The 26710-nt window shown below is 69.7% G+C and carries 28 protein-coding genes and 1 pseudogene; 12 read left to right on the top strand and 17 right to left on the bottom strand.

The annotated features are described in order from the left end of the window. Positions 1-14: 14 nt before the first annotated feature. The 4 genes from ACIHFD_RS41795 to ACIHFD_RS41780 all read right to left on the bottom strand — a co-directional run bounded on the left by ACIHFD_RS41795 (position 15) and on the right by ACIHFD_RS41780 (position 2026). The gene (locus ACIHFD_RS41795) at positions 15-956 is read right to left on the bottom strand and encodes a hypothetical protein (RefSeq protein ID WP_397371643.1); all 942 of its coding nucleotides are present in this window, start codon (positions 954-956) and stop codon (positions 15-17) included. Then, complete coding sequence (locus ACIHFD_RS41790; protein WP_397371642.1) at positions 953-1162, bottom strand: heavy-metal-associated domain-containing protein; 210 nt, start codon at positions 1160-1162, stop codon at positions 953-955. Before ACIHFD_RS41790 ends, ACIHFD_RS41795 begins: the two co-directional genes overlap by 4 nt. Positions 1163-1186: 24 nt before the next feature. After that, positions 1187-1468: a metal-sensitive transcriptional regulator gene (locus tag ACIHFD_RS41785; protein ID WP_397371641.1), complete on the bottom strand. Its 282-nt coding sequence runs from the start codon at positions 1466-1468 to the stop codon at positions 1187-1189. A gap of 255 nt (positions 1469-1723) precedes the next feature. After that, the gene (locus ACIHFD_RS41780; RefSeq protein WP_397371689.1) at positions 1724-2026 is read right to left on the bottom strand and encodes a hypothetical protein; all 303 of its coding nucleotides are present in this window, start codon (positions 2024-2026) and stop codon (positions 1724-1726) included. On the opposite strand from ACIHFD_RS41780, the gene ACIHFD_RS41775 reads away from it, so the two are divergent. The 3 genes from ACIHFD_RS41775 to ACIHFD_RS41765 all read left to right on the top strand — a co-directional run bounded on the left by ACIHFD_RS41775 (position 1963) and on the right by ACIHFD_RS41765 (position 4095). Beyond that, positions 1963-2415: an MFS transporter gene (locus tag ACIHFD_RS41775; RefSeq protein WP_397371640.1), complete on the top strand. Its 453-nt coding sequence runs from the start codon at positions 1963-1965 to the stop codon at positions 2413-2415. The genes ACIHFD_RS41780 and ACIHFD_RS41775 overlap by 64 nt on opposite strands. Beyond that, complete coding sequence (locus ACIHFD_RS41770) at positions 2412-2777, top strand: hypothetical protein (protein ID WP_397371639.1); 366 nt, start codon at positions 2412-2414, stop codon at positions 2775-2777. Before ACIHFD_RS41775 ends, ACIHFD_RS41770 begins: the two co-directional genes overlap by 4 nt. A gap of 343 nt (positions 2778-3120) precedes the next feature. Beyond that, positions 3121-4095 carry an NlpC/P60 family protein gene (locus tag ACIHFD_RS41765; RefSeq protein ID WP_397371638.1) on the top strand — a complete coding sequence of 325 codons (975 nt, stop codon included), beginning with the start codon at positions 3121-3123 and terminating at the stop codon, positions 4093-4095. Positions 4096-4099: 4 nt separating this feature from the next. Here the strand turns inward: ACIHFD_RS41765 and ACIHFD_RS41760 are convergent, their stop codons facing one another. Then, a complete protein-coding gene (locus tag ACIHFD_RS41760) occupies positions 4100-4279 on the bottom strand; it encodes a hypothetical protein (protein WP_397371637.1) in 180 nt (59 codons plus the stop codon). Between the two features lie 839 nt (positions 4280-5118). On the opposite strand from ACIHFD_RS41760, the gene ACIHFD_RS41755 reads away from it, so the two are divergent. Together ACIHFD_RS41755 and ACIHFD_RS41750 are read left to right on the top strand one after the other, a co-directional pair. Next, on the top strand, positions 5119-5343 hold the full coding sequence (locus tag ACIHFD_RS41755) for an FAD-dependent oxidoreductase (protein WP_397371686.1): 225 nt from the start codon (positions 5119-5121) through the stop codon (positions 5341-5343). A 124-nt stretch (positions 5344-5467) separates the two neighbouring features. Next, entirely contained in the window at positions 5468-6004 is a 537-nt protein-coding gene (locus ACIHFD_RS41750; protein WP_397371636.1) for a DinB family protein, read from the top strand. Between the two features lie 175 nt (positions 6005-6179). Here the strand turns inward: ACIHFD_RS41750 and ACIHFD_RS41745 are convergent. The 3 genes and pseudogenes from ACIHFD_RS41745 to ACIHFD_RS41735 all read right to left on the bottom strand — a co-directional run. Further along, positions 6180-6293: pseudogene (locus ACIHFD_RS41745) on the bottom strand (transposase); the annotation flags it as partial. Next, the gene (locus ACIHFD_RS41740; protein ID WP_397371635.1) at positions 6257-6964 is read right to left on the bottom strand and encodes a response regulator; all 708 of its coding nucleotides are present in this window, start codon (positions 6962-6964) and stop codon (positions 6257-6259) included. The gene ACIHFD_RS41740 and the pseudogene ACIHFD_RS41745, both read right to left, overlap by 37 nt. Then, positions 6961-8070, bottom strand: coding sequence for a sensor histidine kinase (locus ACIHFD_RS41735; RefSeq protein WP_397371634.1), 1110 nt, complete (start codon positions 8068-8070; stop codon positions 6961-6963). Before ACIHFD_RS41735 ends, ACIHFD_RS41740 begins: the two co-directional genes overlap by 4 nt. A 176-nt stretch (positions 8071-8246) precedes the next feature. On the opposite strand from ACIHFD_RS41735, the gene ACIHFD_RS41730 reads away from it, so the two are divergent. From ACIHFD_RS41730 to ACIHFD_RS41720, 3 genes are read left to right on the top strand one after another with little or no spacing between them, the layout of a single operon-like run. Next, positions 8247-9203, top strand: coding sequence for a zinc-binding alcohol dehydrogenase family protein (locus ACIHFD_RS41730; RefSeq protein WP_397371633.1), 957 nt, complete (start codon positions 8247-8249; stop codon positions 9201-9203). Positions 9204-9206: 3 nt separating this feature from the next. Beyond that, positions 9207-10652 carry an FAD-dependent oxidoreductase gene (locus ACIHFD_RS41725; protein WP_397371632.1) on the top strand — a complete coding sequence of 482 codons (1446 nt, stop codon included), beginning with the start codon at positions 9207-9209 and terminating at the stop codon, positions 10650-10652. A gap of 12 nt (positions 10653-10664) precedes the next feature. Further along, positions 10665-10871 (top strand): hypothetical protein, encoded by a 207-nt coding sequence (locus tag ACIHFD_RS41720; protein WP_397371631.1) that lies wholly within the window; start codon positions 10665-10667, stop codon positions 10869-10871. A 96-nt stretch (positions 10872-10967) separates the two neighbouring features. On the opposite strand, the gene ACIHFD_RS41715 is transcribed toward ACIHFD_RS41720, so the two are convergent. The 4 genes from ACIHFD_RS41715 to ACIHFD_RS41700 all read right to left on the bottom strand — a co-directional run bounded on the left by ACIHFD_RS41715 (position 10968) and on the right by ACIHFD_RS41700 (position 14909). After that, on the bottom strand, positions 10968-11606 hold the full coding sequence (locus tag ACIHFD_RS41715) for a response regulator (RefSeq protein WP_397371630.1): 639 nt from the start codon (positions 11604-11606) through the stop codon (positions 10968-10970). Continuing rightward, positions 11603-12463 carry a sensor histidine kinase gene (locus ACIHFD_RS41710; RefSeq protein ID WP_397371629.1) on the bottom strand — a complete coding sequence of 287 codons (861 nt, stop codon included), beginning with the start codon at positions 12461-12463 and terminating at the stop codon, positions 11603-11605. The genes ACIHFD_RS41715 and ACIHFD_RS41710 overlap by 4 nt, the downstream gene beginning before the upstream one ends. A 193-nt stretch (positions 12464-12656) precedes the next feature. Continuing rightward, complete coding sequence (locus ACIHFD_RS41705; protein WP_397371628.1) at positions 12657-13898, bottom strand: alpha/beta fold hydrolase; 1242 nt, start codon at positions 13896-13898, stop codon at positions 12657-12659. A 444-nt stretch (positions 13899-14342) separates the two neighbouring features. Next, positions 14343-14909 carry a hypothetical protein gene (locus tag ACIHFD_RS41700; RefSeq protein WP_397371627.1) on the bottom strand — a complete coding sequence of 189 codons (567 nt, stop codon included), beginning with the start codon at positions 14907-14909 and terminating at the stop codon, positions 14343-14345. A 230-nt stretch (positions 14910-15139) separates the two neighbouring features. On the opposite strand from ACIHFD_RS41700, the gene ACIHFD_RS41695 reads away from it, so the two are divergent. Next, positions 15140-15454, top strand: coding sequence for a hypothetical protein (locus tag ACIHFD_RS41695; RefSeq protein WP_397371626.1), 315 nt, complete (start codon positions 15140-15142; stop codon positions 15452-15454). 300 nt (positions 15455-15754) lie between these two features. Here ACIHFD_RS41695 and ACIHFD_RS41690 read toward each other — a convergent pair whose 3' ends face one another. The 3 genes from ACIHFD_RS41690 to ACIHFD_RS41680 all read right to left on the bottom strand — a co-directional run bounded on the left by ACIHFD_RS41690 (position 15755) and on the right by ACIHFD_RS41680 (position 17831). Next, entirely contained in the window at positions 15755-16171 is a 417-nt protein-coding gene (locus ACIHFD_RS41690; protein ID WP_397371625.1) for a nuclear transport factor 2 family protein, read from the bottom strand. 382 nt (positions 16172-16553) lie between these two features. Continuing rightward, on the bottom strand, positions 16554-17306 hold the full coding sequence (locus tag ACIHFD_RS41685; protein ID WP_397371624.1) for an SDR family NAD(P)-dependent oxidoreductase: 753 nt from the start codon (positions 17304-17306) through the stop codon (positions 16554-16556). Between the two features lie 93 nt (positions 17307-17399). Next, the gene (locus ACIHFD_RS41680; protein WP_397371623.1) at positions 17400-17831 is read right to left on the bottom strand and encodes an Rrf2 family transcriptional regulator; all 432 of its coding nucleotides are present in this window, start codon (positions 17829-17831) and stop codon (positions 17400-17402) included. Between the two features lie 430 nt (positions 17832-18261). On the opposite strand from ACIHFD_RS41680, the gene ACIHFD_RS41675 reads away from it, so the two are divergent. Then, positions 18262-20367 carry a WD40 repeat domain-containing serine/threonine protein kinase gene (locus ACIHFD_RS41675; protein WP_397371622.1) on the top strand — a complete coding sequence of 702 codons (2106 nt, stop codon included), beginning with the start codon at positions 18262-18264 and terminating at the stop codon, positions 20365-20367. 570 nt (positions 20368-20937) lie between these two features. Further along, positions 20938-22785 carry a LamG-like jellyroll fold domain-containing protein gene (locus ACIHFD_RS41670; protein ID WP_397371621.1) on the top strand — a complete coding sequence of 616 codons (1848 nt, stop codon included), beginning with the start codon at positions 20938-20940 and terminating at the stop codon, positions 22783-22785. A gap of 459 nt (positions 22786-23244) precedes the next feature. On the opposite strand, the gene ACIHFD_RS41665 is transcribed toward ACIHFD_RS41670, so the two are convergent. Together ACIHFD_RS41665 and ACIHFD_RS41660 are read right to left on the bottom strand one after the other, a co-directional pair. Then, complete coding sequence (locus tag ACIHFD_RS41665) at positions 23245-23664, bottom strand: hypothetical protein (protein WP_397371620.1); 420 nt, start codon at positions 23662-23664, stop codon at positions 23245-23247. A 128-nt stretch (positions 23665-23792) separates the two neighbouring features. Then, positions 23793-24245 (bottom strand): DUF1801 domain-containing protein, encoded by a 453-nt coding sequence (locus ACIHFD_RS41660; protein ID WP_397371619.1) that lies wholly within the window; start codon positions 24243-24245, stop codon positions 23793-23795. 815 nt (positions 24246-25060) lie between these two features. Here ACIHFD_RS41660 and ACIHFD_RS41655 point away from each other — a divergent pair. After that, entirely contained in the window at positions 25061-26695 is a 1635-nt protein-coding gene (locus ACIHFD_RS41655) for a carboxylesterase/lipase family protein (RefSeq protein ID WP_397371618.1), read from the top strand. Positions 26696-26710 lie beyond the last annotated feature (15 nt).

Genomic DNA, 26710 nt, shown 5'->3' with positions numbered 1-26710 from the left:
CTCCTTTCTCTCGCTCAGTGGCCGTGCCCGCTGGGCGTCGGCGTCGGGATCGCAGGCTGCCGACCCGTGCCGAGGGTGAAGTCGGCGGTGCGGACCTCGCCCTCGTGCTGGAAGTCCAGGAACAGCCTGTAGTCGCCGGTGCTGGGCACCTCGGCGTAGAAGACGATCTCGGGCCCGGCCTTGGTCTTGCCGTCACCGGGCTCGCCGTCCGGGTGGACGTGCAGGTAGGCCAGGTCCCTGGCGCGCAGGGCGACCAGGTGACCGTAGGCGCCGAGGTAGGGCTGCAGGTCGGTGACCGGCTTGCCGTCCTTGCTGACCTTCAGGGTGAGCTTGCTCGCCTGCCCCGGCGTCAGCTCCCCGTCCAAGGTTACGGTGTATCCGTCAACGGTCGCCGTACGGCTCTCCTGCGGCAGCGCCTCGGGCTTGTAGTCGCCTGCCACGGACAGATCGGTGCCCAAAGTCAGCCCGTCACCGCCGGTGGGGGCGAAGTCAGCGAACGCCCGGTACGGGCCCGCCTTCGGCAGCGTCAGCTTGACCGACCAGGTCCCGTCGGGCGTCATCTCCGGATGTACGTGCTGGAAGCTCTCCAGGTCGCGGGAGACGACGATGAAGTGCAGCTTCTTGTCGTGCTCGACCTGGTAGTCGGTGACCGGCCGGCCATCGGGTCCGGTGACGGTGAAGCGGACATCGGTCGGCTCGCCCGGCTTGATCGTCGCGGTGAGCGGGTTGAGGGTGTAACCGTTCTCGGACACCTGGAGCCCCCCAGGGGTATCGTTCGTCGCCTGCTGGGTGGCGTGCTCCCCATGGCCCGCGCTCGCGGTGGGCGCCGTCATGGCGCTGTGGTCCTCCACGGCCGGTGCTGCGACAGGCCCGACCGCCTTCCCCGCTCCCAAGGCGCCGCCGAAGACGACGGCCAGGCCCAGGACGTAGGAGCCGAGCTTCGTTGCGGTGTTCATGGGTTCGCCACCTCGTATCCGGCCTCTTCAACCGCGGCGGTGATCATCGCCGCGTCGACAGGGCCGTCGCTGTCCACGGTCAGCAGCCCGGTGGCCAGGTCGACCTTGACGTTCGTGACGCCGACGACCTCGCTGACCTCTTCTTTGACCGAGCTGACGCAGTGGCCGCAGGTCATGCCCTTGACGGTGTAGGTGGCGGTGCTCATATCGGTCTCTCCTTCATATCCGGGTCAGGAACGAACGAGTCTGGCAATGGCGTCAGAGGCTTCCTTGACCTTCGCCTCAGCCTCCGGACCGCCCTTGAGGGTGGCCTCGGCCACGCAGTGGGCCAGGTGCTCCTCGAGCAACGACAGGGAGAACGACTTCAGCGCACTGGTCGCCGCGGACACCTGAGTGAGGATGTCGATGCAGTACTTGTCTTCTTCGACCATCCGCTGCAGACCGCGGATCTGCCCCTCCACACGGCGCAGCCGCATCGCGTGGTCCTGCTTGCTGTCGGTGTATCCGGCCATGTCAGTTCTCCCCTCGGGTCTGTCGCCCGTACCAACACTATACCCCCCTACGGTATTCCTGTCGTCAAGAGCACTACGCAGAGAACCTTGAGGAGTTCGACATGCCACACGTGATCCGCAGGCCAGGCGTGCTGTAAGGGACGTCTTCGGCCGTCTTCCTGGCCACCGTCCACGGGGTCAATGACGCGATCACCGCGATGCTGGGCGCCCTGCTGCCGACGTTGGGCCGACAACGCCGGCCTTGATCGTCGCTGTCTATTCGATCGCGTCGTCAGTCACACAGCCCGTCTTCGGTGCACTCGCCGAAGACCGCAGCACGCGCCTGGTCGGGGCGACGGACGTGCTGCCGGCCTCGTTGTTCCTCAGCTTGATCGGCGTCGCGCCCGCGCTCGCGGCGATCTTCGCCCTGCTCATCGTCGGCGGCATGGGCTCGGCCGCACTGCATCCGGTGGGCACGGCGATCGCCGGCGGCCCGACCGTACCGAATCGAACCCTTGGCGTGGGGTTGTTCACCGCCTGGGGAAGCTTCTGCTGCCCGGCTGGGAGCCGCATGGCCACCGGCCCCTGCATACACTCTTCCACCTGCGGTTGCTGCGCGGCCCCATCGGCGTGTCCTCACGCTCGCCTCAACCCTGGCGAACGCGGCCTTCGTCACCTTCACCAGCTCCGTCCCCCTCTGGCTGGTGCACGAGCACGGCCTCGCGACCGATGACCGGCTGATCGGATGGACACTGGCCGCATTCTCCCTGGCGGCGGGGTTGGGCTCGCTGCCAGGCGGCGTCCTCGTCCCACGCCTCGGCCGCGGGACGGTGCTGGTGGGCTCGCTCGTCGCCGCCGCCGTACCACTGCTCTCGATCGTCATGCTGGAGCCCGGCGGTATGCCGTATTTCATCGCCGCCGCCCTGGCAGGCGCGTTCTCTACACGAGCAGCCCGGTCAACGTCGTGATGGCGCAGGACCTCGCGCCGGAAGCCCCGGCGACGGCGGCGGGCATGGTCCTCGGCGGGTCGGTCGCCGTGGCGGGTGTGTTGTACGTGGCCCCCGGCTGGCTCCAGGCACTTGTCGGGCTCGGCACCGGGATGCTCATCGGGTTCACGCTGGTCATCCCGGCTGCGTTGATCGTTCTGGTAATGCTGCGGCGACACCCGGGAGCCCGGCGCACTTACATGTACCCCCTGGGGGTAGCTGAACATGCCCGCACGCTTGGCCTGAATGCAGAGCCGCGCATCGCCTCCGTCCCCGGGGAGGTCGTGGATGTCGCAGAGGAGACCGAGGCCTCACTGATCGCGCTCGGCTCTCTCGGACGGTAAGGACTGCAGGCGCTGCTGTCCGGCAGCACCTCAACCCATGTCATGCACTCCACCGGGAGGCCAACACTGATTATCCCGTCCAGGCAACTGGCCGCGGCTCGCCACGGCGCCAAACACCTCGCCGATCGCTGATGCACCCGCGCCCCGGGCTCCTAGCCGGGCGCATGAACGCCGTGGAGGTGGCTCGCGTATCTCCCCATGCGGATCGTCAGACCATCCGCTATGCGTCATAGTACATCTTGGCCTCGTGAACCGAATTGTCACGAACTGAACCGGCAGACCTTCAAGGTCTGTACTATTTCGCTCCAGGTTTGGAGATGTACGAGGAGGCGTCGTAGTGGCCGTGCCGACATGGCTTGGGCGAACAGCGGTGGCCGCCGCTCTGGCACTGGCCGCATCGATCGCTGCCCCGGGCGCCGCCGTCGCCGAACCGTCGCCCGCCAAGGCCCGAGCCAAGCTCGTCAAGCTCAACGAACAGGCCGACCAACTGGTCGAGAAGTTCAACCAGGCCAGCGAGACGTTCAAGAGCGCCCAGAAGAAGTACACCGCCCTCAACGCCGAGCTCGGCCGCAAGAACGTCCGGGCCGACGAGCTCCGCCGGGACCTCGTCACAGCGGCGGTCAACGACTACCAGGTGGGGCTGCTCCCGCTGTGGGGCAGGCTCGTCGGTCAGAGCGACCCAGAAGGGCTCCTGGGCAACATGGCCTCCCTCCAGCAGATCGCCGAGGCCAAGGCCGCCAAGATCCGCGCCTACGAGGCGGCCACCAAGGAGCTGCGCGACAGACGTGACGAGGCCAAGAGCGCCCTGGCCGCGGCCGAGTCCGCACGTGGCAAGGTCCGCGACGAGAAGACCAAGGTCGAAAAGCTGGTCAAGGAGCAGACCAAGCTCCTGCGCAGACTCGGCGCCTTCAAGACCGGCGATCCCAACAGCCCCGGCATCCAGTACACCGGCCCCGCCTCCGGCAACGCCCGCTTAGCCCTCCAGTTCGCCTTTGCCCAGATCGGCAAGCCCTACCGATGGGGCGGCACCGGCCCCGGCTCCTACGACTGCTCCGGCCTCACCCAGGCCGCCTGGCGCCAGGCCGGAGTCGAACTCCCTCGCACCACCTACACGCAATGGGACTGGGGCGCCAGCCGCCGGGTCCCCCTGGACCAGCTGCAACCTGGCGACCTGCTCTTCAGCAAAGGCCTCGGGCACATGGGCATGTACGCCGGCAACGGCAAGATGGTCCACGCCCCGCAAACCGGAGACGTCATCAAAATCAGCACCCTCGACGACTACTGGCGCAATCGCCTCCTCGGCGCGGTCCGCCCATAACCGATCAGGCCCGCCGCCCAGAGGCGATGAAGATCGGCAGAGCGAGGAAGGCGCGCCCTGACCGGGATCGTTCCTCCTGATCGGCGACCCAGATCGCGGCCTCCTTCTCGGTGATGGCACCCGCGGCGCACGCGGCCTCGGCGAACCCCGACAGCATGGGCAGAATCAGCGCGTCGGTGAACACGCGGGTACGCACCCCCGTAGTGACGTCCCGGAAATCCGCGTCGAGCAGCAGGTTGCGATAGCGGAGCGCGGCGCTCTGGTGAGATCCGCCCGAACGTGGACGATCGTCCTGGTGAGAGCCGGATGGCTGGAGTCGATCACGACCGTGTCCCAATCTTGCCCCAGCAAGACAATGCGTCCCCCGCTGGCCAGCACCCGCCTGGATTCCTGGAGTGCCCGGGCTGGGTCGTCGATCTCGTGATAGACCTTGTCGGCGCGATACTGTAGCTGGCGAATTCACCGTCGTCGAACGGCAGGCTATAGACGTCTCCCGTCCGGAAATTGCTTCTGCCGAAAACCACATCCATGCACGTCAATCAGGCTCTGCATCACTTTCGAAGCGACTACAAGTTCTGCTGGCAAGCAAACGCACATCGCCTACCGATGGTGCTCGGTGGTTGCTCGTACGCGTTCGATCTGCCGTGGGGCTGGGGCTTCGTCACGAAATCCTGACCCTACATAGCCATGCCGAGACGGGGGACAAATGGCACATAATGGCGATGGTCAAGGACGCATGGTTGCTCGGTGGTTGCTCACGTGTACGCGATACGGCGCGGTATCCACCGTCACTTCCCGACACGATGACAGGGATGACCTCGGACACAGCGATAGAAAGCGACATCCCGCAGCACTGAGCGGCACCAATCGAGCCTACTTTTAATCCGTAGGTTCCGGGTTCGAGCCCCGGGCGCCCTACCACTTCACACCCCATTCGACCTGCGCTTTCTCGGTTCTCGACCGCCTTCAGCGAGGCGAAAATGGCCGAGTTCATGATGGACCTCGCCGCCCGGGGGCCGGCACCTGACGGACTACGACCTGTTCGGGCACCCGCTCTACCAGCGGCCCGCGCTGGCCGGCCGACTGCACTGGGCATCGACCGAAACCGCCACCGACCACGCCGGACACGTCGAGGGCGCCCTCCTCGCCGGCGAGCGAGCCGCCCGCGCCGCCCGCGCCGTCCTCGCCGCCCAAACCGCGCAGCGAGCCGGTGCGGGACCGGCGGCCGGGCTCGGGAGGTCATGGTGACTGCTCGGCACGGGCGTCTCACGCGCCTGCCGCGCCGGCCGACCCGCTGCCGCTGTACGCTCCACACCCCTGCCCCAAAGGCGGCGTCCTCGTGACCGCCCACCGACGATCGGATGTGACCGCGATGTATGAGATCCCGCAGCTGCTGGCGGAGTACGACCGCGCCCGCGCCTACACCGACGAGCTCTGGCGCGACCTGACCGCCGAGGAACTGCACTGGCGCCCCGAGCAGAACTTCAGCCCCATCGGCTGGCATCTCGGCCACCAGGCCCACGTGGCCCATTTCATGGTCCGCAACCTCACCGCAGCCGAACCGAGCCCCGCACCCGACCTGGACGACCTCATGGACTCCGCCAACCCGGAAGCAGGCCGGCTGCCCCTGCCCGACCCCGGGCGACTGGCCGACTTCCGCGCCACCGTCGGCGAACGGGTCCACGCCCGCATGAACGCCATCGGCGCCGGAGACGTCGGCGCCCCCGCCCAACTCAAGATCATCGCGCAGACGCTGCTCATGGCCATCATCAACCACGAGTACCAGCACGACCGCTGGATCGGCGAGGTCCGCAACCGCGACCTCGGCCACGCCCTACCCGACGACCCCACCTCTGATCTCATCACCACCGTCGACGGGTACCTGGTCGTCTGCGGATGGAGCCTCTGACGCCGTCCGTGCACCGGTGATGCCGCCCGACCACCGCCTGGTGGGATGCTGCACCCAAGTGCGGGACCTGCGCTGGTCCGCCGAGGCGACCCTGGACGGGCCGGGCTGGACAGATCCGTCCGGGGTGAGTGTCACGTTCCCGCGGCTCAGCGAAATGGCGGTGCCTGCGTTTCGGGCGGCGAAGGTTGTCCGGCGTGGTGTCGATGAGCCGCTCCGCCATCGGCACCATCGACTTACGCCGCCCGTCCAGCATCAGCCCCCGCAGGTACAGCCCGCCGTCGGCCCGCTGTCGTGCGGGGGCCGGCTCGCCGGTACGACCAGGCCGGTCTCGTACGCGACGACCACCGCCTGGGCACGGCTGCTCAGGCCGAGTTTGCCCATCAGGCGCTTGACGTGGGTCTTGACCGTGGCCTCGCTGAGAGTGAGGCGGTTGGCGATCTGGGCGTTGGACAGGCCGTTGCCGACGAGGCGGAGCACTTCGGTCTCCCGGGCGGTGAGGGTGGACAGTTCGGCCGTCCCCACGGAGGTGGTGCGGTGGTGGTGAGCGTAGGTGTCGACGAGTTGCTGCGTGATCCGGGGGGTGATGAGGATGTCGCCCGCCACCACCGTATGCACGGCCGCGATGATCCGGTCCGGCGGGGTGTCCTTGAGCAGGAACCCGGACGCGCCCTCGCCGAGCGCGGTGTAAACGTACTCCGGCAGGTCGAACGTGGTCAGGACGATCACGTGCGGCGGCTCGGGCGCGGCGAGGATGCGCCGGGTGGCGGCGATCCCGTCGAGCACCGGCATCTTGATGTCCATCAGCACCACGTCCGGGCGGGCCGAGGCGGTCAGGGTGACGGCCTGCTCGCCGTCGGCCGCCTCGCCCGCGACCTCCAGGCCCGGAGCGGCGTTCACCAGCGCGATGAGCCCGGTCCGGATCAGCGCCTGGTCGTCGGCGATGAGCACGCGGATCGTCATGGCACGTCCGCCATCGGCAGCCGGGCGACGACGTGGAACCCGCCCTCCTCGGCGGGGCCGGCGGTGAGCACGCCCCCGTACAGCTCGGCCCGTTCGCGCATGCCGCGGATGCCGTGCGACCCTGAGACGTTGGCCGGCTCCCGGTGGCCGGGATGGCCGTCGTCGCTGACCCGCAGGGTGAGCGTGCGTTCGCCGTAGCCGACCTCGACGCGGGCACTGGCCGGGCCGGCGTGCTTGAGCGCGTTGGTCAGCGATTCCTGCAGGATGCGGTACGCGCACAGGTCCGTGCCGGGCGGCAGCGGCCGGGGGGCGCCGGTGATCACGACCTCGACCGGCAGGCCGGCGGCACGGGTGCGGTCGACGAGTTCGCCGAGCAACGCGAGACCGGGTTGTGGTGACACGTCCAGTCCGCCGCTCGGGTCCACCCGCAGCACGTCCAGCAGCCGGCGCATCTCGATGAGCGCCTCGCGGGTCGCGTCGCTGACGGTGGTGATCGCGGTCCGCGCGGTCGGCAGATCGGTGTCGAGCACGTATCCGGCGACGCCCGCCTGCAATGAGATCACGGACATGTGGTGCGCAACCACGTCGTGCAGTTCGCGGGCGATGCGCACCCGCTCGTTCGCCGCCGCGCGGGTCGCCTCCTCCGCCAGCCTTCGCGTACGTTCGCCCCAGCGCCGCGTACTGTCCGCGAGCACCCACGCGCCGGCGACCAGCAGGTTGTCCTGGAAGAAGTCAGGCCACTGGAACGGACCGGGCCTGGTGGCGTAGGACAGCACGATCAGCGCGACCGTGCCGAGCACGGCGGCGGCCGCGACGGGCCGGGGCCGCAGTGTCGTCACGGTGAAGAGCCCGACGAGGAGGCCCATGCCGGCATTGGGGAACATGCCGTAGCCGACCAGGATGTAGACGGCGAGCGCGGCGCCGATGATCACCATGGTCAGCACCGGCGTGACCTGGCGGAGCGCGACCGGGGCCGCGGTGAGCACCGCGAGCACGTAGGCGGGCAGGGGCGCGGTGATGTGCCAGGCCATGGTGGCGATGGTGATCGCGATCAGCACGGCGGCGAGCAGGATGTCGCCGAGTGCCGGTTTCATGGTCATCGCCATGTGAACACCGTAATCGGGCGGGGCCCGCGGTGTCGCGGACCAAACGGGGTATCCCGTTCTACCCCCTGTGGGGTAGCCGAAGTTGCCGTCGTGGAGCGACGACGCGGGCTGCCGCGCGCGCCTAGGTTCGGGCGTGCCGGTTCGTACGGCGACTCCGACTACGTGAGGAAGTGCCGATGGAAGTGTCCGCCGCGGTGGTTCACTCGTTCGACCACCCGCCCCGCTACGGGCCGTTCGATCTGCCCGTGCCGGCCGACGAGGACGAGGTGGTCCTCGACGTGCTCGCGGTCGGCCTGCACCCCCGGGTACGCAGCGGGGCCGCCGGCCGGCACTACACCAGCACCGGCAAGCTGCCGATGGTCCCCGGCGTGGACGGCGTCGGCCGGCTCCCGGACGGCCGGCTGGTCTACTTCGTGGCCGATGACGAACTGACCGGCCCGATGGCCACCCGCACCGTGGTCGACGTCCGCCGGTGCGTCCCGCTTCCGGATGATGTGGACGTGGTCAAGGTGGCCGCCGCGATGAACCCGGCCATGTCGTCGTGGATGGCGCTGCGCCGCCGGGTGCCGATCCGGCCCGGCCAGTCGGTGCTGGTGCTGGGCGCCACCGGCAACGCCGGGCAGATGGCCGTCCAGGTGGCCAAGCGGCTCGGGGCCGGGCGGGTGGTCGGCGCCGGGCGCGACCCCGGCCGGCTGGCCCTGCTGCCCGAGCTCGGCGCGGACGCCGCGGTCGCGCTCACCGACGCCGCACTGGCCGAGGCCGCCGCCGAAGTGGACCTCGTCCTCGACTACCTGTGGGGCGAACCGGCCGCCTCGGTGATCCCGGCGCTGCTGTGGGCGCGCTCCGATCGCGGCCGGGAGCTGAACTGGATCCAGATCGGCGCGGTGGCCGGTCCGACCGTCGAGGTGCCGTCGGTGGCGTTGCGCTCGGCCAACTTCCGGTTGCAGGGCAGCGGCCAGGGCGCGGTGTCGGCCCGGGCCTACCTGGAGGAGTTGCCCGAGCTGGTGGACGAGATCGACCAGGGCCGGATCGCGGTCAGCGCCCGGATCGTCCCGCTGGCCGAGGTGGAATCGGCGTGGACCGCCCCAGAACGGCCCGGCGTCCGGACCGTGCTGGTCACCGAGGAGGTGTGAACCATGCCCGAGGTGATCATTACCGGGGCAGGCCCGACCGGGCTGGTGCTGGCCATCGAGCTGGCCCGGCGCGGCGTGGACGTCCTGCTGGTGGACAAGGCGGCGCGGCCGTTCGCCGGGTCGCGGGGCAAGGGCATCCAGCCGCGCACCCTGGAGGTGTTCGAAGACCTGGGGGTGCTGGATCGGATGGTCGCCGCCGGCGGCCCGTACCCGCCGCAACGCCTGTACGCCGAGGACGGGCCGATCGACCGGCGGATCATGGAGCACCAGGAGCCGACCCCGGCTGAGCCGTACCGGGATGGGCTGATGCTGCCGCAGTTCCGCACTGAGACCATCCTGCGCGAGCGGCTGGCCGAACTCGGACACGCCGTACGCTATGACCACGAACTGCTTGGCTTCGACCACGACGACAGCGGGGTGGTCGCGCGGATCGGCGAGGCGACGGTGCCCGCCCGCTACCTGGTCGGCGCCGACGGCGGGTCCAGCGTGGTCCGCAAGGCGCTCGGAATCGGCTATCCAGGACGATCCCTCGGCATCCGGGCGTTCGTGGCAGATGTGCGCGCCGACGGCCTGCCCGCCGACGTCTGGCACACCTGGAACGAGGGCACCCTACGGCAGATCGCGATGTGCCCGCTGGCCGGCACCGAGCTGTTCCAGTGCCAGGGCGGCCTGCCGCTGGAGGGCGAGGTGGACCTGTCGGCCGCCGGGCTGACCGCGATGCTGACCGACCGTACCGGAGACAGCGGCATCGTGGTGCGGGAGGTGGGGTGGGCGTCGGTGTACATGATGGGCGCCCGGCTGGCCGACGCCTACCGCAGCGGGCGCGTCTTCCTGGCCGGGGACGCGGCGCACGTGCACCCGCCGACCGGCGGCCAGGGGCTGAACACCAGCATCCAGGACGCCTACAATCTGGCCTGGAAACTGGCCGCGGTGCTGCGCGGGGCGCCTGAGGCGATGCTCGACTCGTACGAGGCCGAGCGGCGGCCGATCGCCGAATCGGTGCTCGGGCTGACCACCCGGCTGCTGGACGAGGCCGAGCGCCGCGCGATGCGCCGCGGACGCGAGGCCCACCAGCTGGACCTCGGCTACCCGCTGTCGCCGCTGACCGGCCCCGGCCCGATGGCCGGCTACCGGGCACCCGACGCCCCGCTCACCGGCGCCGCCGGCCGGCCGGTGCGGCTGTTCCAGCTACTGGCCCACCCATGCTGGACCCTCATCGGATACGAGGTGCCGGACGTCCCGGCCCCGCGCGCCGGGCTGAGCATCCACACCACCGGCAAGCGCGGTGACCTCGTCGACGACGGCGGCCACCTGCGCCAGGCGTACGACCTGTCACCCGGCGACTGGGTGCTCATCCGGCCGGACGGCTACATCGCCCTGACCAGCACCGATCCCGCCGACATCGAGACCTACCTGGACCAGACCGGCCTGCGCCGGTCGCAGAGCTGAAAGAGGCCGATCATGTCCGCACAGACCCGAAAAGAACACCGTCAGGTACGACGCGCCGCCGAGTTGCGCCGCGCCGAAGCCCAGCGGGAACTGCACCGCTTCGGCCGCGAGACCCGCCGTGCCGGCAAGACGAGCCTGATCCTGGTCCGGGCCAGACTGGCCGAGCTGAGTGCCCGGAGCTTGACCAAGCTGGCCGCCCGCCTGCGCGGACCGTCCTGAGCTACGGGAGACACGCGCGCTCATCACCTTCCGGGCCAAGGCGGCCGACACCCGTGGCGTGCTGTCGTTCTTCCGGTGCGACGTGCCGTACGGGGGTCAGAGGCGATGCTGGTGGGCGTAGATCACGGCGTGTACGCGGGTGCGCAGGCGGAGCTTGGCGAGGATGCGGTTGGCGTGCGTCTTGACCGTGCCCTCCTCGATCCAGAGTTCCCGGGCGATCTCGGCGTTGCTGAGCCCTTGCGCCAGGCGGTGGAGCACTTCCCGCTCGCGGGCGGTGAGCAGGTCGAACGCCGGGGTGACCGGTTTGGGGCTGAGGGCGGCGAAGCGGTGGATCAGCCGTCTGGTCACCTGGGGATCGATGAGTCCGTGGCCCTGGTGGGCCGCGCGGACGGCGTCGAGCAGCAGGCGCGGGTCTGTGTCCTTGAGCAGGAAGCCGGCGGCTCCTGCTTGGAGCGCGCCGAACAGGTACTCGTCGAGGTCGAACGTGGTCAGGGCGATGATCGTGGGCACGGTATCCGCGCCGGTGAGGGTTTCGATGGCGGCCAGGCCGTCCATGCGCGGCATGCGGATGTCCATGATGACGACGTCGGGTCGATGCCGGTGAGCCGCGCGCACGGCCTGGGACCCGTCGCCCGCCTCGGCGACCACGTCGATGTCCGGCTCGGCGTCGAGGACGAGCCGCAGCGCGGAGCGGACCTCGGGCTGGTCGTCGGCGATCAGTATCCGGATCGTCATGTCATCCTCCGCTGTGGGTGGGCAGGACGGCCTCGACGCGCCAGCCGTGCGGGTACGTCGGCGAGGGTGACGCCGGTGGGCCGGTGTTCGTCGCGCAACGCCGTCAGGAGGAGGCGTACGTCGCGCAACGCGGAGGCGGACAGATCCGCCACGGTGCCGAGGGCGCGTGCGGCCGGTGGAGGCGCGTCGGGCAGGACGTGGCGGGCGGCGTTCGCCTGCATGCGGATCGCGGTCAGGTGGTGGCCGACGGCGTCGTGGATCTCCCTGGCGATCCAGGCCCGTTCCTCGGCCACGACCCGGGCGGCCTGGGCCTGGTGCAGCAGGACCTGTTGCTCGGCACGTTCCCGGTGCAGGTGCAACGCGTATCCGACAGCGATCGGCGCGACGGCGATCAGCACGCCCTGTGCCAGGGGCGTGGGGCTGACCCGGGCCGGGAACCCGGGTGGCCAGGCGCCGCCCGGGAGCGGGGTGGCGAACAAGATCGGCGTCAGTGTCGATGCCACGGACAGGAGAAGCAGGACAGGGGCTTGCCGTGGCCGATGATAGGTGGCCGAGCAGAGCGCGACGGCCGCCACCAGCCGCCCCGACCATCCAGGCACCCCCGTGCCGAGCAGTGCCACCGCTACCGAGACGAGCGCCACGCTCACCGGGAACCGGCGTCGCAGCGCCAGCGGCACGGCCACGCCCACGCTGAAGGCGGCCAGCACCAGTGGAATGCCCACGCCCGGCCCACCTGGCACGGGCGGCGCAGTAACTCCTCCGCTCGCCCCACTCAGGTCCCACAGTGCCCGCTCCCAGCTCGCCGCCGCGTAGACGGCGATCGCGGAGGCGAGCGCCAGCAGGGCATCCGCAGCCATCGACCGGATGCCCGGGATCACCGGCAGAAGCCGCCACCTTCGCGGGCGGCGGCTCCCGTCCGCCGGTAGGCGGGTGGGCTGCGGCAGGCGACGGGTGCCTGCTGGCATGGGGAACGTCCGGAGCCGGCCTCTGTGCTCAGGTGGCATGCGGCTCACCCTGGGCCACACCCGCCTGCCAGGGCAAATCCGGGCATCAGCATTCGGTCCCGGGAGCAGGGAGGATCTTGTCGACGAAGTACGCGTTCACCTTCTCCGTGACGCAGGCGTTGCCCGAGAGGTAGATCTCGTGGCCCGGCCCGTCATGGTAGATCGTCCGGCTTCCCCGTACCTGGTGGACGGCCCGCTCCGTGCCCGGGAAGTCGACCCAGGTGCCCACGCCGAGCAGCGGCGGCACGGTCTTGGGCAGCGGCCCGGCAGGGAAGGTCACCGGCGATGGATAGCCGAGGCAGCGAAGCCTGGTCACCGTCGTGCCACCCGTCCCGGTGTTGGGCGCGACGGCGCGCAGCCGCTTCATGGCAGCCTTCAGCGCGGCATAGCCGGCAGGTCGCGGCATGTCCTGACACGCGATGACGTCCGGGTTCGGTCCACCGAGCGCGGGGAAGGCGGCGAACTTGGACGCGTCGTCACGTCCGGCGGCGGCGATGGCCCCGGCGATGGCCGGCCACCGCTCGGGTCCTTGGGAGATCAGCGCTTGTCCGAGGTAGTCCTGCAGTTTGACGCCGTCGAAGCCGCCGGGCTGGAGCGGTACGCGGTCCGCCTGCGCCACCAGATCCTGCCACAGGCGCGGTACGTCCTTGCCCCGCAGCACGCAGGAGGGCTCGTCCGCGCACCACGCGATGAATCGCCGCAGCCGCCGCTCGCTGTCGCGCGCCCGGGCCGCATTCTCCTTTTCCGGATCGCTCATGTTGCCTGTCCCGTCCAGGACCATGGTCCGGATGCGCTTCGGGAACAGGTGAGCGTACGCCTGCCCGAAGGTGCCGCCGTACGAGCCCATGAAGAGATTGATCTTTGACTCGCCGAGGGCGCGTCTGATCGCCTCCATGTCGCGGGCGTGCGTGACCGAGCCGATGCTGTCGAACAGCTGGGGATCGGGATCGTGGCAAGGGGCGGCGTCCGCCCGGTTGCCGGCCGCGATTCTGTCGAATCCCGCCTGATCGTCAGGCAGCTCGGGATCGGTCTTGCTCTTGATCTGGCAGGGCAGGTGCGTACTGTAGCCGTTGGTGTAGCCGCGCGGGTCCCAGGTGACGATGTCCATGTTCTGCCGGAGTTGCGTGAACGCGGTCGACACGCCTGGCACGTCGCGAAGGTAGGCGATCCCCGGTGCGCCCGCGCCGAAGTTCGCCAGCACCGTCCCCTTGGCCGGGCGGGATCCGGTGGCGGCCAGCCGGCCCAGCTTCAGCTCGATCGTGCGGCCGCCGGGCTTCGACCAGTCCACCGGAACCCGCATTGTGGCGCAGCGCATGCCCGCGGCCCCGCCCCCTCCCGGGCAGTCACCCCAGCTCAGAGTGCCTTCCCGGGCAGCGGCTGTGGCGGCAGACTGGCAGAGGACCACCAGCGTGACTGCCGCGGCCAGAGCGCGTGTGATGTTCATGTGCCGAGCCTGTCGCGGACCAGCCTACGGATGCGTCACACCTTCGATAGACATTTCCGGCGCGACCGGTCGCTCGGAAAGCCGGGCCGTCTCCGGCTTGCATGTCTCCATGCACCGGGCGCTCCATGTGCATAGCCCACCGATCCGGAGCCTCCGCCCGGCACCCGTCTCGCGACTCATGGGTACGGCCGGGTTCCGTTCCAGTTCTCTCTGACCCCCGCGAATTCCGGGGAAGAAGCCCTGGTCCAGGGGTCACAACAGTGAGAGAGGACTCAGGGAACACAGGCGTTATCGCTTGACTGGATGCCGTTCCGACCCTTCGGGGTTTCTCCCGATCAGCGCCTGCACTGCCCGACCGGCCAGCGCACGGGTCTCCGATTCGGAATGCCGGCGATAGAGGGCGACCAGCTCATCCAGGAAGTGGAGCCAGCCGGTCAGGCAGGCCGCCTCGATCGCGGCCAGCGTCAGGTTGTCGTCTGAACTGTGCAAGGCCTGCCGGATGAGGGCGATCGACTCCTGATCCGGTTCCTCGGCTGCGATGGCCATCCGTACCAGTGCGCCGTGATCCGATTCCGTTCGTTCTCGTGCACGAGACCGAAGATCTTCGAAGCTCGCCACGGGCAGCCGCATCTTCAGAAAGGCGGCCATCCGGTCCAGAGTCTCGCCCGGAGCAGTGAGCATGAGGTAGTCCACCGGCGTTTTGCTGTCGTTCGCCACGGACAGCCACACGGTCCCATCCGGGTCCCGGTACCGATGCTCGATCACATGCGCGGTGCGCGGTACCAGCGCGTCGTAGGTGAGGTCGATTCCCTCCTGCTCCTCGAGATCCACCAATAGATCATCAATGTCGTTCACAAGGTCAGGCCCCTGCACCGGAGGGGTCAACACCAGGTACGAGTCCGCCACCATCGCCGAAGTCCCATCGGTCGCCGTCCATGAGCACTGCGTCATGCTGCCAGGCCGGATATCATCCCGCATCCGAATCCACGACGGGCGTGGCCCTGCCCCTCCGGGGACCAGTTGACTCGGGACGTTGAGGGGCCATGGGCGGGGACGTCTTGCCGCGCGGGGTGGAGCCGGTCGCGATGAAATCGTTGCCCGAGGAACTCGCGCGGCAGGAGCCGGTGATCCGAGAGCGCGTAGAGCAGATCCGCGAGCGGTTAGCGGCCGAGGAGGACCCCATCTCGCGGCCGGTGTCCGAGGAGGTCGTCCCCTCCGACAACCCGCCACCGCGGCGCCGACTACGTGCTGGAGACGGTTTTCTGGGACGCCGGCACCGCCCGGCTGCTGCCCTGCTCGACCAGCACACCGCCCTCGCGGGTCCGGGGACCGGCTGGGACCTACACGAGTACCGGCCTCCGGCCTCACCCACCTCGGCGAGCAGGGTGCCTTCGAGCTGATGCCGATGGCCGAGTCCCGGCACAAGAAGGCCGAGAACGTCCGCCGCAACTTCAAGCCCTCGCCGGAGGCCAACGCCGAGATGACCAGCCTCCTCGCACCTGGTGACGCCCGGCGCTGAACTCCGCCGGCCGTGCTGCCTGTCGCCGATACGGCGGTGCCGCACGGCACTGGGCTCTGTATCTGGTCTGCACCCCCTCCGGGATGCCGATCCTGTGGGCGCCGGCCAGCCCGAAACTCGGCGAACGCGAGATCCTGGCCGCCATGTGCCCTGGGCCACGGGGCCCCTGAGCACTCTCCACTCAGCCGGCGTTGAACGCCTCCTCGACGGTCAGCGTGTCCTCGTACAGGTGCATGCGGACGATCCGGTTGTCCTCGACCATCAGGTGCATGGCCGCCGGTGTGGTGAACTCCTTCCCGCTGGCCACGACGGTGTGCGTGAAGACCGCCAGCAGCACCACGTCACCACCGTCGACGATGACGCGCTCCAGCACGACCTTGCTCCTGCCGTGCGCGAAGTGCGGCCACATCGTGGTGAAGTACGGCGCGACCTCCTCCCGGCGGGTACGGCGCCCGGTCCAGGGCAGCGCGTCACTGCCGGGGACGTACCAGTCGATCTCCTCGGCGAACAGTTCCTGGATGCCGTCGGGGTCCTGCCTGCCGAGGCGCTCCACGAACTTCTCGGCCACCGTCCGCGAGGTCTGAGTATCCGTTGCCATCGTCCTTGTCCTTTGCCTTTCTTTCGTATGAGGTGTGCCGGTCGGGCCTCAGCCCTGGAACAGGAAGTGCTTGCCGCTCAGCGGCCCGCCGAGCTGCATGAGCGCCCCGCCTTCGTGCAGCGCGGTCGACCGGCGCGAACCCGCATTCGGTCAGCAACCGTGTGAAGGGGGCTTGGCGCTCTCGTCGTCACCGGCGAGGAAGACGACCTGGTTGCCGTCCTGGTGCCGGGGATCGGGCTGCCGCATCGCCCGCCCGGTAGTGGACCACGCTCTTCATGACTCACTCCTTGTTGTGTCGAAGCCGTTGCCCTGACGACGGTCGCGAGTACGCGGCTCAGACGCCCGGGATCGTCGAATGCGTCCCGCGTCCCCGATGTGGCGCCTAGAGCTGTGTGGCGCCGCCGTCGACGAACAGTTCCGCGCCGGTGGTGAACGTGCTTTGGTCGCCGGCCAGGTAGAGGGCGGTGGCGGCGACCTCGTCGGGATGGCCGGCGCGGCCGAGCGGGGTCGGTGGGGCGAGCTCGGCCGCGGTGGGCCGATCGCCGTACGGGAAAGCGGCGAGGAGCTCGTCCAGGCCCGGGGTCTCGACAGGGCCGGGGGTGAGGGCGTTGACGCGGATTCCGCGGCCGGCCAGCTCGGCGGCCCAGGTGCGGGCGAGGCTGCGGATCGCGGCCTTGGTGGCGGCATAGACGCCCAGGCCCGGGACGGCCCGCAGGGCCGAGCTGGAGGAAAGCAGCATCACCGAGGCGCCGGCCGTCAGCAGCGGCAGCGCCTTTTGGACAGTGAAGACCGTGCCCTTGAGATTGATCGAGGTCGTGCGGTCGTACTCCTCCTCGGTGATCGCGCCGAGCGGGCCGTAGTCCCCGACCCCGGCGTTGACCACCACGATGTCCAGGCGGCCGCTGCGGTTCGCGATCTCGGCGAAGAGCCGGTCGAGGTCGCCGAGGTCCGAGGCATCGCCCTGGATGGCGATGCCTCGGGCGCCGACCTGCGCGACGGCGGCGTCCAGCGCGGCCTTGCGGCGCCCGGTCAGGTAGACGGTCGCGCCCTCGGCGGCGAAACGGCGGGCGATCGCCAGGCCGATGCCGCTGGAGGCGCCCGTGACGAGGGCGGTCTTGTCGTTCAGTTGTCCCATGAGACTCTCCAATTTCTTGATGTAACCATGTTGGTTACATCGACGATGCACGGGATGCGACCCCCTCGACCAGGGGAAGTCGACGGTCCGAGGTCAGGCGGCTTTCAAGACGTCCCGCAGCACGTCCTCCAGCGTGGTCTTGGCCAGCTCGCTGCGCAGGGCGGCCTCCACATCGTCGTACACGGCGGTCATCGCCGGCCCGATGCCGTGGCCCACGACGCACTCGGGGTCCGGCGTCGCGCGATGCAAGGCGAAGATCGGTCCCGGTTCGATCGCCTCGTAGACGTCGAGCAGGGTGATCGCCGCCAGGTCCCGCGCGAGCATCCAGCCCGCCCCCGCACCCCGCCGTGAATCGGCCAGGCCGGCCTTGCGCAGCTCGCCCAGCAGGCGGCGGATCACCACCGGGTTGGTGTTGACGCTCGTCGCGATCTGCTCGGAGGTGGCGACCTCGTGGCCACGCCGCTGATACAGCCCGATCCATGTCAGGACGTGCGCCGCGATGGTCAGTCTGCTGTTGGCACTCACGTCGGACTCCACCTCCCTCGCCCCTCGGTTCTGGTCGTAACGATAGTTGTTACAACTGCATGCGGCAAATCCTGCGGGGCCGGCCTCGTCAGCCTGCCTGGCGCGTGTACCTGGCCTTCTTCATCCACGGCGGGACGGTGTGGGTGCCGGAAAGTCAGCCACCCTATGTGGCCTGCGCATACTCGCGGATCAGTCCACCGAGGCGATCGCGGCGGGTGACCTTGATACCGGCTGCGATCAGGGCCGGCAGGGCTCGTAGCGGAGCAGCCTGGTCCAGGGATCGATTACGAACAGCCGCAGGCGACCGGGTGCAGGCAGTAGCCGCGCCAATGCACTACACACCATCCGTTGCGGCTTGACCTCTACGCTCCTGGGGGATGTGAACGTGCGCAATCGCCGTTGATCTGCTGAACGTGTATCGTCGGGAACTATGTTCCGCCCCCTGCAAGCTGGCGAGCCGACCCAGCTGGGTGACTACCGCATCGTTGGGGGCCTCGGTGAGGGCGGGCAGGGCGTGGTCTACTTGGCCGAGCGTGCCTCGGGCGAGCGCGTGGCGATCAAGGTGCTGCATGCCAGGCTGGCGAGCAGGAGCGAGGCGCGCGGGCGTTTCTTACGCGAGGTGGACGCGGCCATGCGGGTGGCGGCGTTCTGCACAGCCCGCGTGCTGGACGTGGCGGTAGACGGCGACAGATCCTACATCGTGTCGGAGTTCGTTGACGGCCCGTCACTGGAGGATTCCGTCCGCGAGCACGGACCCAGGTCCGGAGGCGCGCTCGATCGCATCGCGGTCAGCACGGCCACCGCACTGGCGGCCATCCACCGGGCCGGGATCGTCCACCGCGACTTCAAGCCGTCGAACGTCCTGTTGGGCTCCGACGGCCCCCGGGTGATCGATTTCGGCATCGCGCGCGCGATCGACATGACCGCCACCGGCGGCTCGGTGGGCACCCCGGCGTACATGGCTCCCGAGATGATCCACGGTGAGCCGGCGCAGCCCGCATCCGACGTGTTCAGCTGGGCGGTGACCGTGGGCTTCGCCGCAACCGGGCGCCCGTTTTTCGGCCAGGACACACTGCCTGCAGTAATGTACCGCATCCTCAACGCCCAGCCGGATCTGGACGGCGTCCCCGAGCCCCTGCGCGCCGTTCTCTCCCGCTGTTTGGCCAAGGCGCCGCCGGAACGTCCCACGGCAGCCGAGGTCCTGCACCTCCTCCTCGGTCACGGCCAGATCGTGACCAAGCCCGTCGGTGTCACTCCGGCCGCAGCTCCACCAGCGGAAGCTCCTCCGGCCGGAGTGACACCCGCCTGGACGCCTTCTACCGGCATGCCGTCAGCAGGACCGCCCCTCGCCGGGCTCGCCGGGACACCCGCTCCCGGAACGCCACCCGCCGCCCACACCACAGACCCACGCCGCAAGCGGTCCAAGCTCCTGGTGGTGGGCTCGGTCACCTCCGTGGCGGTACTCGTGAGCGTGATTGTGTTGGCCCCGCGGTGGGGAGCGAGCGACTCTCCATCAACACCCACGCCCTTGGCGGCGACGGACATATCGACGGCGACGACCAGCGTCGCCGCCCAGCCGTACGGCAGGAGGGTGGCAAAGGTCACCCTCGGCGAAGAGGTGAACACCCTGGCGGTAAGCATCTACGCCGGACAGCGCGCGGTGCTGGCCGGCAGCACCAAGGGGGTGGCCAAGGTGTGGAAATTCGACACGCTCCCCAGCGAACTCGCCAAGCTGAAGAACTCCGGCGGCGAGGAGACAAACGCTGCCATCGACGTGGGCGAAGTAGACGGGCAGGCGGCCACGTTCAGGCGGCTGCAGAATGGCGCCGTCATCGTCTCCGGCGCGGAGAGCGGCGAGCCGCTCGGCCCCACCTACAAAGGCCACCAGAACATGGTCTACGCGATCGCCCCGGCGCGGGTGTCGGGCAAGACGGTCCTGGTCAGCGGCGACGAGGCCGGAAAGGTCCACGTGTGGGACCCGAAGACGGGCAAGGACTCCGGACCCCAGCCCAAGGCGGCGGGCGGCGACCCGGTGTTCGGTGTCGCGACCGGCACAATGGACGGGCACCCGTTCGCGGTGACTGCGTCGGCCGACGACACCGCGCGGGTGTGGAGCCTGGAGACCGGCGCTCTGGGCGCCACCTTCCACGGCCACAGCGGTGACGTCTTCGCTGTGGCGACCACCGTGATGGACGGCGCGCCGGTGGGCATCAGCGGCGGCTCCGACCGCAAGATCCGCGTCTGGGACCTGCGCAACGGCCGGGAGCAGACCTCGTTCTCCGGCCACACCGCCGAGGTCGCCTGCCTGGCGGTGGGCAGGGTGAAGGGCCGCGCGGTCGTCGCCTCCGGCGGTTTCGACGGGACCATCCGCGTCTGGGACCTGCGCAGTGGCAAGCAACTCGGCGACCCGCTGAAGTCTCCCGGTGGGCGCGTCTACTCGGTGGTGATCGCCGAGGACGACGGGGAGTCCTGGCTGGCCGCGGGCGACGTCAAGGGCAACGTCACCGGATGGAGCCTCGGCCCGGCCTCCCCCTAGAGAACCGGTCAGGTAATCGTTAGGACGCGAGGCTGTAGCCGTCTTGCTGTCGGGCGATGACGTGAAGGTTGTGGACAACTGCGATGCGTCGGAGGTCGAAAAGGTTCTTGCGGGTGCCGCGGTAGCGGGCGCGCCGGTCTTGCCGGCGTCCGGCGCAGTGAGCGCACCATCACCCGCGCGCTATCTCGCGGCGGCGCTGCGACCCGTCCGTATAAAGATCGCTTGCTATCCGTAGTCCGGTCGACACTGCGCCTGCCGAAACCCCATCCACGCAGTTCAAGCGGCATGTGCGTACTCGTGGAGGACTCCGCCGAGGCGGTCTCGTCTGCGTACGCTCAGGTTGACGATTGCGCCCAGATCGGTGATCGGATCCGGGGCGGGACGTAGCGGAGCCGCCTGAGCAAGGCCTTGATTGGACGCGCGCCGTGCCCGGCCGGCTGGGGTCGGGAGTGTGGCCGGAACGGGGCCGGAATCGGGCGCGCGAGCCTGGGGTGAAAGGTTTCCCCGGAGGAAGGTGAGCGTTACCGCCCGGGGCACCACCGCGCCACGTGCGACGATCAAGGTGCTGACATGCCTCACCCCTCCCTCGGCCGCCGGGCCCTGCTGCAGGCGGCCTTCGCCGCCCCCGCCGCCGGGACCCTCATCGGCGCAGCCCCCGCGCAAGCGGCCACCAGCGGTGGCCGGTTCGACCGCGAGAACCCGCGTTTCACCATCGGCGTGCTCCCCGACACGCAGTACCTGTTCGACGAGGACCGCTCCGACCCCGCCCCCGTGCGCCAGACGTTCCGCTTCCTCACCGGCGAGCGCGAAAGCCGGAACATCGCGTTCATGACGCACCTCGGCGACGTCACCGAACACGGCACCGAGGAGGAGCTCGGCCTGGCCTCCGACGCGTTCAAGTCGCTGGACGGCCGCCTGTCCTACAGCGTCCTGGCCGGCAATCACGACGTGAACTCGGGCACCGACGACCAGCGCGGCGACACCGCCTACCTCAAGGCGTTCGGCCCCTCTAGGTACGCCCGGATGTCGACGTTCCGGGGCGCCTCGCCCGACGGCTACAACAGCTACCACGTGCTCGACGCGGGCGGCCGGAAGTGGCTGGTGCTCGCCCTCGACTGGCGCATCTCCGACATGGGCCTGCAGTGGGCGCAGGGCGTCATCGACGCCAACCGGACCCTGCCCGCCATTCTCACCACGCACGACCTGGCCTGGGCGGGCGACGACGGCGTGGCGGCGCTGTCGCAGTACGGGCAGCGGCTGTGGGACGGCCTCATCAAGCGCAACGACCAGATCTTCCTGACGCTCAACGGCCACTACTGGCCACCCGGCCGCACGGTGCTGAAGAACGACGCCGGCCACGACGTCCACGTGCACATCGCCAACTACCAGGACCGCTACTACGGCGGCGCGGGCATGATCCGCCTCTACGCCTTCGACCTCGTCCGCAACGTGGTTGACGTGGAGACGCTGTCGCCCTGGCTGCTGGCCCGCGACCCAGACGAGCGCACCCCGCTGGAGGCCGAGCATCTGGAGCTGACCGGCCCCGTCGACCGCTTCAGCATCGAGATCGACTTCGATGAGCGCTTCGCCGGGTTCGCCCCGCGCCCGACGCCCCCGTCCAGGCCCGCCAAGGCGGTGATGCCTAAGGGCACGGTGGCGTACTGGAGGTTCGACGCCGAGGGCCTGGCTGTGGCGGGCACGGACGGCGGGGTCGTCCCGGCCGGGGCCGTCGCCCGGGACCTGACGGGCGGCGGCAACGACCTGACCATGGAGCTGCTGCACGCCAGCGCCCCCGAGACGCTCAGGTGGTCGGCCGAGCACCACGAGGGCCAGCCCGCCCACGCCAGCCTCCGCTTCGACGGCGGCAAGAACCCGGACCGCGGGGCGGTGCTCAGGTCGGCGGCGAACGCACCCATCAACGCCATGAAGTTCGAGTCCGGCTACACCATCGAGGCGTTCGTCAAGCTGCCGGAGCCGTTCGAGGGCGACCACGCCTGGATGGGCATCCTGAGCTGGGAGGGCCGCAGCGGCGACGCCGGCAAGTCGAGCGGCTGGTCGCCCGACGAACCCACGTGCAGCCTCAACCTGTCGCCCGAGCGGTTCCTGCAGTACGTCGTCTACCCCACCGACCGCGACGCCGACCCCACCTCGTGGAGCCACGCCCTCCCGGTGGGCCGCTGGATGCACGTGGCGGTGGTCAACGACGCTCACCGCACGGTGGTGTACGTGGACGGGTCGAGGATCGCCCGCAACCCGTCCCAGCCGTCGAAGGGCATCTCGACCCTTGGCCGGCCGTTCGCCATCGGCGGCACGCAGTTCGCGCTGGCGTACGGGCAGGGCTACTACGGGTGGATCGGCGACGTGCGAATCGTCGGCCGCGCGCTCAAGCCACGGGAGTTCCTGACGCCGTTCGCGTGACGGCCATCCGCGCGGCACGCCCATGGGGTGAAACGCGCGCGGCCCCGGCGTCTTACCGGGTACGTTGCCTTGCCGTGGAGGCACGCCCGAAGCATCCACGACTCCGCCGCCGGTGCCGCGCGCTCGCCACGGCTCCCACCATGCCCTTTCCCGGACCCAGCCGTGCGCCGCGTGTTGGCCCTCACGGCGTGCCTCACCGTGTTCCTCACCGTGGCGGCCTGCGGCGTCGCTGCTGACTCTCACCGAGACGCCGACCTGCGGTGACAGGCACCACCGCAGCGGCCGCGAAGGCCTCGCCCTCGCGCAGGGCGTGGCGCAGATGGCGTTCATTCCACAGCAGGCAGCGGTCGAGAAGTTCGCGGCGACACGATTGCACCCACCGTTCCATGATCGAGTTCATTCGCGGCATTCGGATACCGGTGAGCACGGTCTTGGTGCCGACCTCGGCGACGATCTCGTCTATGAGAGCGGGCGCCGCCCGCTCAAGGTGATGGTAACGATGAAATCGCGCTTGTTGCCGAGCGTGGTGAGTTCGCCGTGTACTCGCCTATATCCCCAAGCCGGATTCTCCCGAACCAGGCGCAGGATGAGAGTGCGGATGGAGCGGACCGTGGCCGGGCGCCCACGTCGCCTCGGCCGACAGGTACGGGCATGACGCCGTCGCATCAGATCGCGATGCCGGCGCAGGACGGTATCCGGCTGAACGAGAAGCCGCAGCCGGCACAGAACCTCGCACGGCGACGATGCCAGGAGAGCGGCGAGGAAGACCCTGTCCTCCAGCACGAGTCTCACCTTGGTGTCAGTGCCGAGCTGTCGTTCAAGAACGGTGATCCGGTGGCGCAGGGCAAGGATCTCGACGTCCTTGTCCCGATCGCCCATCGGCGGCAACCGCAGCGCGGCGAAGGCGTTCGTTACGGTCAGGTAGGCCAGGCGGAGGAGCGCGGCCGATCATCATGCCGCCCCTGCCTCCCCTTCCTGAGAGTAGGAACTCAGCCCGGAGTCATGAGCTACCGCTGCTGACTGCGGGCGGTGGCCCGGTCGACACCCTTGTGCACCCGCACCGTGCGGTCGATGAGCTCGCGCAGCGCGCTCTCGTCGACGTCGTCGAGCCGTTTCAGGTAGAGGCATCCCTTTCCGGTCCTGTGCGGACCGAGCCGGGCGAGCACTGATGCGTGCCGCTCCTCGAACCCACCCACCAAATAGACGACGAGATGCTGCTTGCGCGGCGAGAAGCCCGCCAAGGGCCAGTCACCCGTGCGCCCACTCGCGTAGGTGTAGCGGTAGCTGCCGAAGCCCACGATGCTGGGGCCCCACATCACTGCAGGCTCACCGGTCACCTCGCACAGAATCGCGCAGAGGCGCTCCGCGTCGGCCCGCCGGCGTTCGTCAGAGACTGCGGCCAGGAAATCGTCCACGCTGGCGTCAGTCGGGACCGTCACCGGCTGTTTTGAGGTCGCCATGACGTCATGCTCCCACGCCAGTACGACAAAAGGTGGTGGGCACAGCGGGAACCCCGATCCCTGCCGTGGCGAACCCCAGCTCAGGCTGTACTGGATGATGGCAGCAACGCCGCGGTCATGCGGCTCATGGACCTACTCGGCGACCTGTGGGACCCGGAGACCGTCTGGCAGCACGACGAGGGGCGATCGCGTCGCGACGACCGACAGCTGGCCTTTTCAGCATGGGTGGCTGCGACGCGTCCGTCAATGGTGATCCGGTATCCGGAGATCGTGAGAGTACGGCCGCCGGCCTGAGCGAACCCGGCGAAACGCTGGTCGACCGTGACCCGGCCGCCGCGGCGAGCCTCTCCCCGCGCGAACAGCTCAGCCTTCCCCACTCGGGCCTGGGGCACGTTCCGCATCCAGCACGCCGTCGAGAAGCCGGGGAAGCCGCGCCAGGTGAACTGGGTGAGCTCGAGGTCGGCTGCCTGACCACCGGCGGCCCCGCGGCGACCGTCACGGGACCCCTCGTCCGAGCCGAGCCATCCCGGGCGGCCCGTGGGAGGATCTGGTGAAGCGCAAGGGCTGTCTGGGGCGACGGCGCCGGGAGAGGCGCCGCTGACCAAGTGCATGGCCCCTGCCCCCGACGCACCGGTGATCCGGGGTGGCTACGTCCTCAAGGACAAGAGCCCGCTCCGATGACGCTGCCGAGTCTTTGGTGATGCCGACGCGCGACAACCGCCGGAACTTTGGTCGCACCGACGCGCAACAAGCGATCGCGAGCCCGCAACGTTCACCCGTCACGGCGGGCCCGGCGCGGACACGAAACTGGCCGCATGATCGGAAAAATATCATGGGCAGGGCCGTCGACCCGGCGGCTTCTCGCCCTGGTCACCGGTGGCTGCCTGGCGATGACCGCGAGTGTCACGCCGGCCGCCGCGCAGCAACAGGCGGCATTGAAGGCGCGGCCGTCGGTCGTGAAGCTGGACTCGGGCCGGATCCGGGGTTCGGACGACGGCACGGTCAGGACATACTCGGGAATTCCTTACGCGCAGCCGCCGGTGGGGAGGCTGCGGTGGAAGGAGCCGGTGCGGGTCGCGTCGTGGCGGGGGGTGGCCGACGCCACCAGGCCCGGCCGTCCGTGCCTCCAGGAGGAAGGGGGCAGGCAGGCCGGCGTGGAGGACTGCCTGTTCCTTGATGTCACCGCGCCGGCCAAGCCCTCGCGCAAGCGGCTGCCGGTGATGGTGTGGCTGTACGGGGGTGGCTTTCTCGACGGCTACGGCAGCATGTACGACGCCCGGCGGATGGCCGGCCAGGGCGAGGTGATCGTGGTGACGCCCAACTACCGGCTCGGGGCGTTCGGCTACCTCGCCCTACCGGGGCTGCCCGGCTCGGGCACGTTCGGGCTGGCCGACCAGCTCGAGGCCCTGAGATGGGTGCAGCGCAACGCCGCGGCCTTCGGCGGCGACCCGGACAACGTGACGTTGTTCGGGCAGTCCGCCGGAGGGATCAGCACCTGCGCGCTGCTCACCTCTCCGGCCGCGCGCGGCCTGATCGACAAGGCCGTCATGCAGTCCGGGACGTGCACGCTCAACTGGCCGACCGGCACCTACGTCCCGGTTCCGGACATGGCGCCGTTCACGCCGTACCCATCGCTGAAGGCCAGCCGGGACATCAGCCTGGCCGCGGCCAAGCGGCTCGGCTGCGCAGCGGGCAAGGAGCTGGAGTGCCTGCGCTCGAAGCCGGTCTCCGAGCTGATGAAGGTCAACGAGAGTTTCGGCACTTCCCTCGCCCACGGCACGCCGCTACTGCCACTCGACCCGGTGAAGGCGCTGCGCACGGGCAAGTTCCTGCGCGTGCCGGTGATCTCCGGCGGCACCAAGAGCGAGGGCAACGGCTTCGTGGCCGGCACCGCGCAGGCCGGAATCCCGGTGACCGCCGAGAACTACCCGACGTTGATGAAGAACGCGTTCGGCGAGCAGGCCGACAAGGTGCTGAAGGAATATCCGCTGACCGCCTTCTCCTCCCCCGGCCAGGCCTGGGCTACAGTGAGCGGCGACCGCGCCTGGGCCTGCCCGACCCTGGAGGCCGACGAGGCAATGGCCGCCCGCACCACGGTGTACGCCTACGAGTTCGCCGACGCCAACGCCCCGAACCTCTTCGGCACCCCCTCCGACTTCCCGCTGGGCGCCCAGCACGCCAGCGACTTGCCCTACCTGTTCGACCTGGACGGCAAGCGATGGGACGGGCTCGCGCCGGAGCAGTGGCGGCTGGCGGAGCAGATGATCGGCTACTGGACGTCCTTCGCCCACACCGGCAAGCCCCAGGCCGCCGGCGCACCCGCCTGGCACGCGTTCACGCCGCCCGGCCGGACCGTGCTCAGCCTGAAGCCCGCAGGCCAGGGCGGCATCGGCCCGGCCGACGTGAGCGGTGAGCACCGATGCGCCTTCTGGCGCGGGCTCGGCGGCTGACCACCGGTGATGATG

Source organism: Nonomuraea sp. NPDC051941, assembly GCF_044593615.1.
Note: the sequence above shows the minus strand (reverse complement) of the source record. Positions and strands in the feature narration are given on the sequence as shown.

What these genes read in the sequence shown, in the direction of transcription:
- ACIHFD_RS41660 (WP_397371619.1), bottom strand. Translation starts at nt 24,245, where the DNA reads ATGGCGACCTCAAAACAGCCGGTGACGGTCCCGACTGACGCCAGCGTG.
- ACIHFD_RS41665 (WP_397371620.1), bottom strand. Translation starts at nt 23,664, where the DNA reads ATGGGCGATCGGGACAAGGACGTCGAGATCCTTGCCCTGCGCCACCGG.
- ACIHFD_RS41790 (WP_397371642.1), bottom strand. Translation starts at nt 1,162, where the DNA reads ATGAGCACCGCCACCTACACCGTCAAGGGCATGACCTGCGGCCACTGC.
- ACIHFD_RS41715 (WP_397371630.1), bottom strand. Translation starts at nt 11,606, where the DNA reads ATGACGATCCGGATACTGATCGCCGACGACCAGCCCGAGGTCCGCTCC.
- ACIHFD_RS41655 (WP_397371618.1), top strand. Translation starts at nt 25,061, where the DNA reads ATGATCGGAAAAATATCATGGGCAGGGCCGTCGACCCGGCGGCTTCTC.
- ACIHFD_RS41725 (WP_397371632.1), top strand. Translation starts at nt 9,207, where the DNA reads ATGCCCGAGGTGATCATTACCGGGGCAGGCCCGACCGGGCTGGTGCTG.
- ACIHFD_RS41710 (WP_397371629.1), bottom strand. Translation starts at nt 12,463, where the DNA reads ATGGCTGCGGATGCCCTGCTGGCGCTCGCCTCCGCGATCGCCGTCTAC.
- ACIHFD_RS41740 (WP_397371635.1), bottom strand. Translation starts at nt 6,964, where the DNA reads ATGACGATCCGCGTGCTCATCGCCGACGACCAGGCGCTGATCCGGACC.
- ACIHFD_RS41670 (WP_397371621.1), top strand. Translation starts at nt 20,938, where the DNA reads ATGCCTCACCCCTCCCTCGGCCGCCGGGCCCTGCTGCAGGCGGCCTTC.
- ACIHFD_RS41675 (WP_397371622.1), top strand. Translation starts at nt 18,262, where the DNA reads ATGTTCCGCCCCCTGCAAGCTGGCGAGCCGACCCAGCTGGGTGACTAC.
- ACIHFD_RS41730 (WP_397371633.1), top strand. Translation starts at nt 8,247, where the DNA reads ATGGAAGTGTCCGCCGCGGTGGTTCACTCGTTCGACCACCCGCCCCGC.
- ACIHFD_RS41720 (WP_397371631.1), top strand. Translation starts at nt 10,665, where the DNA reads ATGTCCGCACAGACCCGAAAAGAACACCGTCAGGTACGACGCGCCGCC.
- ACIHFD_RS41750 (WP_397371636.1), top strand. Translation starts at nt 5,468, where the DNA reads ATGTATGAGATCCCGCAGCTGCTGGCGGAGTACGACCGCGCCCGCGCC.
- ACIHFD_RS41685 (WP_397371624.1), bottom strand. Translation starts at nt 17,306, where the DNA reads ATGGGACAACTGAACGACAAGACCGCCCTCGTCACGGGCGCCTCCAGC.
- ACIHFD_RS41735 (WP_397371634.1), bottom strand. Translation starts at nt 8,070, where the DNA reads ATGGCGATGACCATGAAACCGGCACTCGGCGACATCCTGCTCGCCGCC.
- ACIHFD_RS41690 (WP_397371625.1), bottom strand. Translation starts at nt 16,171, where the DNA reads ATGGCAACGGATACTCAGACCTCGCGGACGGTGGCCGAGAAGTTCGTG.
- ACIHFD_RS41785 (WP_397371641.1), bottom strand. Translation starts at nt 1,468, where the DNA reads ATGGCCGGATACACCGACAGCAAGCAGGACCACGCGATGCGGCTGCGC.
- ACIHFD_RS41795 (WP_397371643.1), bottom strand. Translation starts at nt 956, where the DNA reads ATGAACACCGCAACGAAGCTCGGCTCCTACGTCCTGGGCCTGGCCGTC.
- ACIHFD_RS41695 (WP_397371626.1), top strand. Translation starts at nt 15,140, where the DNA reads ATGAAATCGTTGCCCGAGGAACTCGCGCGGCAGGAGCCGGTGATCCGA.